We start from the raw sequence: 12299 nt of genomic DNA, 5'->3' as shown, positions 1-12299 counted from the left end.
TCCCGAATCCGGCAGATGTGCACCAGCAATCCTTGACCACTCTCGCCTTCACCAGCCTACGCAGCCTCTCGGCCGTGCCAGACCTCCTCGGTGATCCACGCATCGCTGATGTCCTGGCGCACAACACCCTCGGCCGATTCGTGCCCCGCGTCCCGATCTACAGCTTTCACGGCGTCCTCGACGAGATCGTGCCGGTGGGTCAAGCCGACGATATGACGCGTCAGTGGTGCGCAGGCGGGGCGAGCGTACAGATCGCCCGCGACGGTTGGCTCGACCATGTATTGGAAGGCCTTGTCCGCCAACAGGATGCGGCTGAATATCTCGCGGATCGATTCACAGGTGCTCCGGCACCGAACGGATGTTGATCCGTTCGGATCCAGACGAAACCAGAGCAGCCCCGACCGCTGCCCAGCGATCACCGTGCATCCTCGGCGGCATCGCGGGCGAGAGAACAACGCAACCAGCGCCCGTCCAGCAGGGACTTTCGTGGAGGGAGGGGGTTTCGGGTGTACTACATACTGATCGCATGGGTGCTATCAGTTTGTTGCACATCTTGATTCTGCTTGCGATCGTGGCGGTGCCGGTGGTCATCGTGTTGATCGTGAAGTCCGGTTCGAGGGGTGGATCGCAAGCACATGCGATGGCTCCGGGCTGGTATCCCGACCATGCGAATCCGGCGCTGGTGCGGTGGTTCGACGGATACCAGTGGACGAATTACACGCAGCCACGGCAATGATGGGATCTAGCTGTCGACGTGGACGTGCGGGCGGTCGGCGGGATTCGGGACGGCGCGGCGGATGATTTCCCGGGTTACGGGGGCGACCTCACCCTCGCCGACGAAGAGGAACTTCAGGAGGTTGACCAGCGGGTTACCTTCTGTCCATTCGAAATACACGTGCGGTTCCAGGCCCGTGCGGTCGCGGATGGCGAGCAGGATGGCGGCGATGGAGTTGGGGATGGCGGTGGCTTCGACGCTGAGGATACGGTAGCCCTCGAGGTCGAGTCCGGTTACGCGTAGGTCGGTGCTGAAGTCGGAGGCGTCGCGGACGATGACCTCGAGGAACAGGATCGGGGCGTCCGCGGGGATATGGCTCTCCAGGCGTTGATCCGCTTCCTTCTCCCGGTACTCCTCGGGCCTGCGCTGGTCGATGTCGTGGGTGACGATGCGGATCATGCCCTCGGCCGCGGCCCGGTCGATCATACGGGCGGCGGTTTCGTCGAAAGTCACCTCGATGGCGCGCAATTCGAAGGAGCGGCGGGCGCGCGAGACGAACGACATGACGATGATCGTCAAGATGAACAGCGATGCCAGCTGCACACCCTCTGGGCGTTCGAAGATATTGGTGATGGTCGTGTAGACGAAGACCGCCGAAATCGCACCGAACCCGATTACCTTGTTGCGCTCACCCTTCCGCGCGGCCGACAACGTCACCGCGACCGCCGCAGAGGTGATGAGCACGAGTACACCGGTCGCATACGCACCGCCCTGCGCATCGACATCGGCGTCGAAGTACCACGTGATACCGAACGCGATCACCGCGAACACGAGCACCAGTGGCCGCACCGCACGTGCCCACTCCGGCGCCATGCCGTATCGAGGTAAATAGCGCGGCACCAGATTCAACAGCCCCGCCATGGCCGACGCGCCCGCGAACCAGAGGATCGCGATGGTGCTCACGTCGTACACCGTGCCGAACATATCGCCGAGGTATTCGTGCGCCAACCAGGCCAGCGCTCGACCGTTCGCGGACCCACCCGCTTCGAACTCCCGCTCCGGAATCAGCACCACCGTGATGAAACTCGTCACGATGAGGAAGCTGCTCATTATCAGGGCGGAGGTGGTCAACAGCTTGCGCGCCCCGGCGATGCGAGCGGTCGGGTTCTCCTCGGAATCCCCTGGCGCACCCTTGATTTGCGGCATCACCGCAACACCGGTCTCGAATCCGGACAAGCCGAGCGCCAGCTTCGGGAATACCAGCAGCGAGACGCCGATCATCGCCGCGATATTGCCGTGCTCGGCGGTCAGCGCATGCGTCCAGTCGACGACCAGATCACCGGCGGTGAGCACGTGATACAAACCGACAACGGCGACAACGACATTCAGCGAGAGGTACGCTCCGACCAACACGACCGCGATCTTGATGGCCTCGGCGAATCCCTTCAGGAAGATCGCCGCGAGCAATGCCAGCAGGGCGAGCGTGATGAGCAGGTTGTGATTGTGCAGAGCCGCAGGCACATAAGGGTTTTCAACGATATGTGCGGCACCGTCGGCGGCCGACAGTGTCATGGTGATGACGAAATCGGTTGCCGCGAAACCGAGCAGCACCAGAATGAAGATCTTTCCGGTCCAGCGCGGTAGGTGCTCGGTGAACATGGCCAGCGAACCGCCACCGTGCGGGCTCTCCCGCGCCACCCGCCGATACACCGGTAGCGCACCGAACAGCGTCAGCGCGACGAGCACCAGTGTGGCCAGCGGCGACAGCACACCGGCCGCGACTGCCGCGATACCCGGCTGATAGCCGAGGGTCGAGAAGTAGTCGACACCGGTCAGGCACATCACCTGCCACCAGGACCGCTCGTGTTCGGCATCACCCGGCTTGCGCATCGGTCCCGCGTGCTGCGAGTACCGCTCATCGGTCGCGCCCTGTAGGAGCCAGGCCGAGAAGGGCGAGCGGGTGCGCTCGTCGGTTGTAGTCACGATATTCCCTTGCGATGTTCGTCCGGTGCCGCCGGATTGTCGCCGACCCGGGCAAATCTACGGGAAACTTCAGACGGATAACGAAACCGCGGGGCGTCACCACTCGGCGAAGGAACCGTCCTTGCGGTGCCAGATCGGGTTTCGCCAACGGTGGCCCTTTTCGGCGGCGCGAGTCACCGCGGCTTCGTCGATCTGGATGCCGAGGCCAGGGGCCTGGAGCAGGTCGACATAGCCGTCGCGGTAAGCGAAAACCGTCGGGTCGGCGAGGTAGTCGAGCAAATCCGAGCCGGTGTTGTAGTGGATGCCGAGGCTTTGCTCCTGGATGAGCAGGTTGGGGGTGGCGAAGCCGACCTGGAGGCTGGCGGCGAGGGCGATGGGGCCGAGGGGGCAGTGCGGGGCGAGGGCGATATCGCGAGCCTCGGCGAGGGCGGCGATGCGGCGGACCTCGGAGATACCACCCGCGTGCGAGAGATCGGGCTGGACGACGGCGATGCCCTGATCGAGCACCGCATTGAAATCCCAACGCGAATAGAGCCGTTCACCGGTGGCAATAGGAATGCTTGTCGCGCGGGTGATCTCGCCGATCTGGCTGCTGCACTCCGGAACGAGCGGTTCCTCGACGAAGAACGGCAGATACGGTTCGAGTAGCGGCAGCACCCGCCGCGCCATCGGAATGGACAGGCGGCCATGGAAATCGACGGCGATATCGAAATCGTCGCCGGTTGCCTCGCGCACCGCCGCGACGCGATCGACGATGCCTCGGGTCGCGCGCGGCGTATCGATCAGCTCCAATTCGGCGGAGCCGTTCATCTTGATCGCGGTGAAGCCCTGTTCTTTTCGTTCTACCGCCGCCCGCGCGACATCATCGGGACGATCGCCACCGATCCAGCTGTATACCCGGACACGATCGCGCACCGCACCGCCGAGCAACTGCCAAACCGGTACGCCCAGCGCCTTTCCGGTGATATCCCACAGCGCCTGGTCGATGCCCGCGACCGCACTCGACAGGATAGGTCCGCCCCGGTAGAAACCGCCCTTGGTCAGCACCTGCCAGTGCGCTTCGATACTCATCGGGTCCTTGCCGACGAGGTAGTCGGCCAGTTCGTCGACCGCGGCGGCGACGGTGTGGGCGCGGCCCTCGAGTACCGGTTCACCCCAGCCGGTGATGCCCTCGTCGGTCTCGATCTTCAGGAAGCACCAGCGCGGCGCGACCAGGTAGGTGGTGAGTGCGGTGATCTTCACCGGGACTCCTTCCGCACGCTCCAGCCGCCGTCGACGACCAGGTTGGCACCGGTGATGAAGGACGCGTCGTCGGAGGCGAGGAAGGCGACCGCGGCGGCGACCTCCTCGGGCGCGCCCATCCGGTCCAGGGCGGTGGCCTGGGCGGATAGCCGCCGACCTGCCTCGTCGACGTCGTCCCATACCGGGGTGAGAATCGGGCCCGGCAGTACGGCATTGACCCGCACGCGAGAGCGTCCGTACTCCACGGCTAGTTGCCGGACCAATGCGGTCAACCCGCCCTTGGCTGCGGCATAAACCGGATATCCGGGTAGCCCGAATTGAGCGTGCACACTGGACACCGCGACCACATTGCCGCTGCGGCTGCGCAGATCGTCGATGAAGGTGCGCAGGCCGAGGAACAGCGGGGTCAGATTCACCGCGAGGCCGTCATCCCATGCCTGCCTGCTCAATTCGTGTGCCGGGATGGTGGCCTGCCGGGATGCGTTGCTGCACAAGAAGTCCAGCGGCCCGAACAGCGCGTTGACGCTATTGCGCAGCTCGATCCAAGAATCCTCCGAAGACACATCGCAGCGGACGAATTCGGCTCGATGACCGGCCGCACGGATCTTGGAGGCGACCTCGCGCCCACTCGCCTCGGCGATATCGGCGATGACAACCGCGGCGCCATCGGCGGCGAGCCGGTGTGCGGTGGCCGCGCCGATGCCGGATGCACCCCCGGTGACGACCGCGACCCGGTCTGCCAGACGACTCATGCTCTATCCCTTCATCGGTTGATGTCGGCGCCGGTGAGCAGGCCGAGTTCGTGCCGGAACGGCAGACCAGCCCAATCACCGGGGACGGATACGGCGAATGCGCCGCAGGTGGCGGCCAATTGCAGGCTGTGTCTCACGGACCCGTCGTCGAGCACACCGGCGAGGTAGCCCGCGACGAACGCATCACCCGCACCGACCGGGTCGACGCTGCGGATGCCCACTGCGGGCTGTCGGATCAGCTGACCGTTGTGCCGTGCGAGTGCACCTTCGGATCCGAGTTTGATCACGACTTGCGAAGGTCCCAGTGCGGCAAGGGATTCCGCCATCGCGGCGGGGCTGGCGGCAGGTACCAGGATGGCGGCTTCATCCACACCGGCGAAGACAATGTCGGCGCGCGACACCAGTTTCGAAAGCTCCACGGCCGCATCGGGTTCCGACCACAGCGCGCGGCGATAGTTGATATCGAGTGAGACGATCGACCCGGCATCGATGGCGGCGTCGAGTGCGGTATGAACGGCGTCGCGGGCGGATGGACTCAGTGCCGGGGTGATGCCGGTGAGATGCAGCACCCGTGCGGCGGCGATCTGAGCGGTATCGATATCGGCGGCCGACAGTCGAGATCCCGCGAAACCCTTACGGTAGTAGATAACTCGCATGTGGTCGGCAGTTCGCCGCTCGCGCACCATCAGCCCGCTCGGCAGTTCCTGATCGATTCGGCACCGCGAAATATCGACCCGTTCGGCGCGGAGCCGATCGAGCACCATCGTGCCGACGGCATCGGCACCGACGCTGCCCACCCACGCACTCTCGTGCCCCAGTCTGCGGACGCCGATGGCGACCGTCGCTTCCGCACCCGCGAAATCCATGCGCATTGCCGCACCGGGAGCCAGCGGACCGGGCTCGGTGGCGGCGACAACACCGAGCGCTTCGCCCAGGGTGACCAATCCACCGGTCATGGCAGCGACCCTCGCGCGCCGAGAGCCGCAACCCCAATCGGCCCCCGCGAAGCGGCCCTCACAGCAGTGCCTTCCGCACCGCGGATACGCGCTCCCGCAACGCGTCCAGATCACCGCCGACGCACGCATCACCGACAAGCGGCGAGCCCATGCCGAGCGCCTTGGCACCCGCATCCAGATACGCTCTGGCTTCGGCGAGTCCGATACCGCCCGTCGGCACCAGTGGGATCTCGTTCAGCGGGCCCCGAATCGCCTTCAGATAGCCGGGACCGCCGACCGATGCCGGAAAGACCTTGACCATCGTCGCGCCCGCCTGCCACGCACTGTGGATCTCGGTGGGTGTGAACGCGCCGCAGATCACCGGGACACCCATGCGGAGGCCCTCCGTGATCACCTCGCGGCACACCGTCGGGGTGATCAGATATGCCGCACCGGCATCCACGGCTCGTGCGGCATCGACCGCGGTCAGCACCGTGCCCGCACCGACCGGGTGGACCGATCCGGCGCATTCGCGCAATGCGTCCAGCGCCCCCGGGGAGTTGAGGGTGAACTCCACCGCGGTAATTCCCGAGTCGTGCAGTACGGCGGTCACCTCGGCGAATCGAGCTGCCGTCGGGGCGCGCAGGATTGCGATTACCGGTGGATCCAGGATCAGTCCGTGATCAGCGGTCATGGGTTGCTCACCAACCTCGCGTCGGAGTAGGTATTCGTCGGAAGACCGGTCACACCCGGCCTACAGGTGAACAGCCGCCCGGCATCGGGCGCGGCGGAACCTTCAGCGGCCGTGGTGATTACGAGGACATCCAGGTCCGGTCCAGCAAAGGCACAACTGGAGACCTGCGCAGGACCGACATCGATCACCGCATGCGGACGGCCCGACGGATCGAATGCCCGAACCTGCCCGGCACCCCACACCGCGACCCAGACGAAACCCCGTGCGTCCACGGTCAATCCATCGGGCAGACCGTCCGGGAATTCCGCGAAGACGCGTCCGCCGCTGAAAGTGCCTGTGGCCGAGTCGTAGTCGAATGCCTCGACGCGATGAGTCGGGCTGTCCGCGTAGTACAGAGTGGCACCGTCCGGACTCCAACCGAGCCCGTTGGAGATCGTCACGTGCTGCCGCACGGTGCTCAGCTCGCCATCGGGATCGAGTCGATAAAGCGCTGCGGTGCCCTGGATTTCATCCTCGGACATGGTCCCGGCGAACAGTCTCCCCCACGGGTCGGCCTTGGCATCGTTCATGCGCCGCCGAACCCCGTCATCGGGCAGCGATAGCGCCGCGACCTCGGTCATTGTGCCGTCAGCGATATGCAGGAAGGTGTCGACGGCAGTCGCGATCAGCCCGCCCGATGCGCACGGCACCACCGCGCTGACCCGCTTCCCCACCGCCACGGTGGACCGCTGGACGAGGTCACCGTCGCGCAGCGTCGCGCGGTGGATGCGCCCGGCCGGAATGTCCACCCACAGCACCTCATCGGTGCGGTCATCCCAGACCGGTCCCTCGCACAACCTGCCCGGCCTCGGCGAGCACCGCTCGGCTTTCAGTTCGATCATCATTCGCTCCTGACGGGTTCTAGGTCGGCAACCCGACCGCACGTTCCCCGCTGCGCCGCTGCTGAATGACAACCGCCGCCACCAGCAACGACCCTTGAGCAACGTTCTGCCAGAACGTATTCACACCAACAACGTTCAGCCCGTTGTCCAGCGCACCGAGCAGCACGACGGCCAGCAGCGTGCCACCGATCGTGCCCTTACCACCCTTCAGCGCACACCCACCCAACGCCGCCGCGGTGATCGCCTTCAGCTCGAGCCCCTCACTGCCCGAGACCGGCTGCCCGGAGCCGGTCCGCGCGGTCAGGATGATCCCGGCGATCGCCGCCACCGCACCAGCGAGAACGAATACAGCGATCAGGTACTTGTTGATATTGATGCCGGAAAGCCTTGCGGCCGTGTCATTTCCGCCGATGGCGTAGATATTGCGGCCGATATCGGTGTACTTCAGCAGCACATGCATACCGATCGCGACCACCGCGAGAATGATCACCGGCACCGGCAGACCCAGGATCTTGCCGCGCGCGATGAAGATGAATACATCGTCGCCGAGCACGAAACCCTGTGCCTTACCGCCGGATATCAACTGCGCGAGGCCCTTGAATGCGGCCAGGGTGGCCAGTGTCGCGATCACCGGATTGACGCGTCCGTAGACGATGATCAACCCGTTGATCGCCCCGAGCACCAGCCCGACACCGATCGCGGCCAGAATGCCCAACCAGGCATTGTCGGAGGTCGCGGTAAATGCCATCGCGCTGATCACCGAGGCGACACCGGCTTGCGAGCCGACCGAAATATCCAGCGCACCACAGATGATCACGACCGTCTGGACCACGGCGAGCAGACCGAAAACCGTTACCGCTTCACCGATTCCGGCCAGATTCGCCGGATCTAAATAGCCGTCGTTGAGCCAGGCGAAGATCGCGACGACCACCACCAGTGCGCCGATGAGGCTCAGATTGCCGGTGCCGATCGCCTGCACCAGCCGACGCATGGCCACGCCGGGAGCCGACACCGAGGGCGAGGCGGTCTCCACCGGGATCGAAAGTTGTTGGTCTGTCATGGGTTTCCTTGCGATGTATGCGACAGGTCGGCGGCCATGGCCAGCGCGAGAATCGCCTCCTCGCTGGCCTCTTCGCGGTCCAGTTCGCCGGTGACCCGGCCGTGCTGCATGACCACGATCCGGTCGGCCAGGCCGAGCACTTCGGGCAGCTCCGAGGAGATCACCAGCACCGCGACACCGGATTCGGCCAGTTCCTCGATGATGTGGTAGATCTCGATTTTGGCGCCGACATCGACGCCACGGGTGGGCTCATCCAGGATGAGCACCTTGGGTTTCCGGGCGAGCCAGCGGGCCAGTACCACCTTCTGCTGATTGCCGCCGGAGAGCTTGCGCACCTCTTGCTCGATGGAAGGTGTGCGCACCCTGAGTGATTCGACGTACTGACGCGCGAGCCGCCGTTCCTCGCCGCCGCGGACGAACCGGAGCCGCCGTAAGCGGTCGAGCATCGCGAGCGAAATATTGTCGCGCACACCGCGATGCAGCAGCAGGGCTTGCGCCTTGCGCTCCTCGGGCGCGTACCCCATGCCGGCCCGCACCGCGTCACGCGGTTGACGCAGACGCAGTTTCTTACCGTCCACCCGCACCTCGCCGGAACGGATCGGCAGATCACCGGCCAGCGCACCGGCCAGTTCCGAGCGACCCGCGCCGACCAGCCCGGCCAGCGCGACCACCTCACCGGCGCGCACCAGCAGACTCACGTCCGTAACGTCGTCGGTGGTCACCGCATCCGCGTCGAGCACCACCCGGCCCGGCGTATTGTGCTTGCGCGCGAACAACGTCGACAGATCCCGGCCGACCATCATCCGGACGATCTCGCGATCGGTGGTGTCGGCGATCGCGCGCGCACCGACGAGCGCGCCATCGCGCAGCACCGCGACCCGATCGGCCAGCCGGAAGATCTCCCGCATCCGATGCGATACATAGATCACCGCGAGGCCCTGCTCGCGCAATCGACCGATCAGCGCGAACAGCGATTCGGTCTCATGGTCCGACAGCGAAGACGTCGGCTCGTCGAAGGCGATCACCTTGGCATCGGTGGTCAACGCGCGCATGATCTCCACCAGTTGCCGTTGCGCCGCCGTGAGTTTCGATCCGATGGTGTCCGGGTCGAGGTCGCGGTCGAAGCCGAGTCGGGTGAGGTCGGCGCGCATCCGTTCGCGCAGGGCGGCCCGATCGAGCAGTCGGCCCGAGCGCCGCGGCAGCGATCCGAGATAGACGTTCTCGGCGACGGAAACATGCGGCACGATCTCCGGCTCCTGGCCGATCACCCGGATTCCGACCGACCGCGCGTCGGCGGGGGTGGCCAGCTCGAGTCGCACACCATCCAACTCGAGCCGGCCACCGTCCGGGCGGTGATCGCCACCGAGGATGCGGATCAGGGTGGATTTACCCGCCCCGTTCTCACCCATCAGGGCGGTCACCGCACCAGCGGGAAAATCCAGGCTCACTTCGCGCAGGGCCGGCACCCCGGCGAAGCTCTTGCTCAGCCCGGTTACCCGCAGTCCGGTCAGCTGCATGTGACGCCCGCCTGCTGCCAGTTGGTCGAGTCGACCATCTTGGTCGGCGCATAGGCCTCGGGCGGCATCTGCTTGCCGTTCTTCAGGTAGTCGTAGATCGTCTGTACCGACAGTGCGCCAACGTCTTTGCCGTTGATGAACAGTGCCGCCTTGAAGCCGGTCGGCTTGCCGCCGCGCCATTCCTTGCAGGCCAGGTAGGCGCCGAGGCCGACGCCGAGCACATTGTCGGCGGCGTATCCGGCGTTCTGGATCGCCGCGACGCCGCCGCTGACGTTCTCGTCGTTGCAGCCCATGACAATCCAGTTCTTCACCGACCGATTGCCCGACACCGTCGCCGAGATCTTGTTCTGCGCATCCGACGGAGTGTTGTCGGTACCGACCTCGATCACCTTGACGTCCACACCGGCGGCATCCTTGAAGGCCTTCTGATTGGCCTTGACCCGGTCGGTGCACACGGTCACGTCCTGTTTCCAGGCGTCGATGATCGCGGTCTCCTCCGGCTTCCACCCGGCCTTCTTGAAGTCCTGACCGGCGCGGGTGCCGACCTCGGTGCCCATCTGGGTGCCGCTGAAGCCGACCCGTGGCACGAGATTGTCTTTCGCGCAGGACGACGGATCCGGCCCGTTCGTGCAGACCTGGTCATCGGAGGTCAGCAACGCGACACCACCGGCCTTCGCGAGCTGGGCGACCTGCGGGCCGACCGACGGATCGGGCACCACGACGATCACACCGCTTGCCTTCTGGTTCACCGCGTTCTGCACCTCGGTGACCGCCTTGTTCGCGTCATTGCCGAGATTCACCACCTTCAGATCGATGCCCAACTCCTTGGCCTTGGCCTTGGCACCCTCGGCCTCACCGATGAAGTACTCCTGATCGCCCTGCTTCTGGGCGTAGACCAGGCTGATCGCGCCGGTGGTGTGCTGCGGTCCGGTCGCCTGCGAATCGTCCTTGCCCGACGAGCAGGCCGATACGGCCAACGCGAGCGATACCCCGCAGAAAACGGCTCTGGTCCAACGGCTTCGGCGGTTCCAGGACATGGGGTGCTCCTCTGATGCTTCGCCGGGCACTCGGCGCCTTGTAGTGACCTGGGTTACAGTAGGACTTCGGATAACTGTTGTAAATAGTGTTGTCAGAAGTGCTCGGGTAGCGTCTGCGAATATCAATCGGAAGGAGATGGCCCGACCGTGTACCAGCTGACCGCGCGCGATATCCGTCGCCGGAATCGGTTCTATGTACTGCAGGCGGTCTATGCCGCCGAGGGCCACACCAGCCGTCAGGAGATCGCCCGCGCCACCGGGCTCTCGTTCGCGACGGTGGGCAATATGATCGCCGAACTACTCGATGTGGGGGTACTCGCCGAACTCGGCTACGACGCACCCGGCATCGGGCGGCCGCGTGCACAGTTGGCGATCAATCCGGCGCGCGGCACCCTGGTCGGGGTCGATATCGCCGAAACCAGCATCCATTTCGATCTTTTCGACCTGGCGATGACGGTGCTGCGATCCGTCGAAATCCCCGTCGACCCCGAGGCCACCCAGCCCGACGATGTCGCCGAACTCATCATCCGCGGCATCCGCGAACTGACCGTCGACGATTCCGACAAGGTGCTCGGTGTCGGCCTGAGCGTGCCGGGCCTGGTCGAACCCGAGGGCGGGGTCTCGGTGTTCTCCCCGTATTGGCACTGGCGCGACGTTTCGCTCAAGGCGCTGCTCGCACCGCGATTGCCGCACCCGCTGTACCTGGACAACCCACTGAAAGCCAGCACGGCAGCGCATCTTTGGTTCGGAGCCGGGCGCGATGTGGACGATCTGATCGTCGTCACGCTGCGTGCCGGTGTCGGCATCGGCGTCGTCATCGATGGCACCCTCTACCGCGGCGTCACCAACAGTGCGGGCGAATGGGGCCACACCAACCTCGTCCTCGACGGACGCTTATGCCGCTGCGGACGTCAGGGATGCGTCGAGGCATACGTCAGCGCCCCCGGCATCGTGCAAACCCTGCGCGAAATCCACCCCACCAGCTCACTTTTCGGCACCGACGACGCCACGACCATCGCGGCCATCGCCGCAGCCGCAGCGCGCGAGGACACCACCGCCCTCGAAGTCATCGAAAAGACCGGCCAATACCTCGGCGTCGCCGTCGCCAATCTGGTCAACCTCTTCAACCCCCGAACCATGGTCTTCGGCGATCTAGTGGCGAACCTCCTCGGCGAACGCCTGCTCGTGGCGACCCGCCGAGTGGCCGCCCACCACGCGATGTCCGCCCCCTTCGCCGCAGTCACATTGCAACTGTGCACCCTCCCCCACAACCCCTCCAGCCTAGGCGCCGCCACCTTCGCCCTCGAAGGCTTCCTAGCCGACCGCGAAACCTTCGGCTCCATCGCCGCCCGCCGCGCCATCCGCACAACCCCCTAACTCAACTCGCCTCTGGACAAATGATCACGTGGAACTGGTGGCGGCATCGCCCGAGAGAGTGCCGCAACCAGTTCCACGTGATCAGCTGACCAGCCGCATAGCGAAG

At 65.3% G+C, this 12299-nt stretch carries 12 protein-coding genes; 3 read left to right on the top strand and 9 right to left on the bottom strand.

Annotated elements, in window-relative coordinates:
• On the top strand, window positions 1–365 hold a 365-nt coding region (locus ON44_RS48870), incomplete at its 5' end, for a lipase family protein (protein WP_218007691.1).
• Window positions 366–526: 161 nt separating this feature from the next.
• On the top strand, window positions 527–736 hold the full coding sequence (locus tag ON44_RS50765) for a DUF2510 domain-containing protein (RefSeq protein WP_040698581.1): 210 nt from the start codon (window positions 527–529) through the stop codon (window positions 734–736).
• Between the two features lie 6 nt (window positions 737–742).
• Here ON44_RS50765 and ON44_RS34715 read toward each other — a convergent pair whose 3' ends face one another.
• From ON44_RS34715 to ON44_RS34675, 9 genes are all read right to left on the bottom strand, one after another.
• Window positions 743–2605 carry an APC family permease gene (locus ON44_RS34715; RefSeq protein ID WP_245567465.1) on the bottom strand — a complete coding sequence of 621 codons (1863 nt, stop codon included), beginning with the start codon at window positions 2603–2605 and terminating at the stop codon, window positions 743–745.
• Between the two features lie 189 nt (window positions 2606–2794).
• On the bottom strand, window positions 2795–3940 hold the full coding sequence (gene dgoD / locus ON44_RS34710) for a galactonate dehydratase (RefSeq protein ID WP_040698578.1): 1146 nt from the start codon (window positions 3938–3940) through the stop codon (window positions 2795–2797).
• Window positions 3937–4692, bottom strand: coding sequence for an SDR family NAD(P)-dependent oxidoreductase (locus ON44_RS34705; RefSeq protein WP_040698577.1), 756 nt, complete (start codon window positions 4690–4692; stop codon window positions 3937–3939). The genes dgoD and ON44_RS34705 overlap by 4 nt, the downstream gene beginning before the upstream one ends.
• An 11-nt stretch (window positions 4693–4703) precedes the next feature.
• The gene (locus tag ON44_RS34700) at window positions 4704–5648 is read right to left on the bottom strand and encodes a sugar kinase (protein WP_040698576.1); all 945 of its coding nucleotides are present in this window, start codon (window positions 5646–5648) and stop codon (window positions 4704–4706) included.
• Window positions 5649–5706: 58 nt separating this feature from the next.
• On the bottom strand, window positions 5707–6321 hold the full coding sequence (locus tag ON44_RS34695) for a bifunctional 4-hydroxy-2-oxoglutarate aldolase/2-dehydro-3-deoxy-phosphogluconate aldolase (protein ID WP_051182755.1): 615 nt from the start codon (window positions 6319–6321) through the stop codon (window positions 5707–5709).
• Complete coding sequence (locus ON44_RS34690) at window positions 6318–7202, bottom strand: SMP-30/gluconolactonase/LRE family protein (RefSeq protein WP_051182757.1); 885 nt, start codon at window positions 7200–7202, stop codon at window positions 6318–6320. The genes ON44_RS34695 and ON44_RS34690 overlap by 4 nt, the downstream gene beginning before the upstream one ends.
• Window positions 7203–7221: 19 nt before the next feature.
• Entirely contained in the window at window positions 7222–8262 is a 1041-nt protein-coding gene (locus ON44_RS34685; RefSeq protein WP_040698574.1) for an ABC transporter permease, read from the bottom strand.
• Window positions 8259–9779: a sugar ABC transporter ATP-binding protein gene (locus ON44_RS34680; RefSeq protein WP_040698571.1), complete on the bottom strand. Its 1521-nt coding sequence runs from the start codon at window positions 9777–9779 to the stop codon at window positions 8259–8261. Before ON44_RS34680 ends, ON44_RS34685 begins: the two co-directional genes overlap by 4 nt.
• Window positions 9770–10816, bottom strand: coding sequence for a substrate-binding domain-containing protein (locus tag ON44_RS34675; protein ID WP_051182754.1), 1047 nt, complete (start codon window positions 10814–10816; stop codon window positions 9770–9772). Before ON44_RS34675 ends, ON44_RS34680 begins: the two co-directional genes overlap by 10 nt.
• Window positions 10817–10963: 147 nt before the next feature.
• Here ON44_RS34675 and ON44_RS34670 point away from each other — a divergent pair, with 147 nt between their 5' ends.
• Entirely contained in the window at window positions 10964–12193 is a 1230-nt protein-coding gene (locus tag ON44_RS34670; protein WP_040698567.1) for an ROK family protein, read from the top strand.
• Window positions 12194–12299: the final 106 nt, after the last annotated feature.

This window comes from Nocardia vinacea NBRC 16497 (genome assembly GCF_000308835.1).
Classification (GTDB): domain Bacteria; phylum Actinomycetota; class Actinomycetes; order Mycobacteriales; family Mycobacteriaceae; genus Nocardia; species Nocardia vinacea.
The sequence above is the reverse complement of the archived record's forward strand: the minus strand, read 5'-3'. Positions and strand labels throughout refer to the sequence as shown.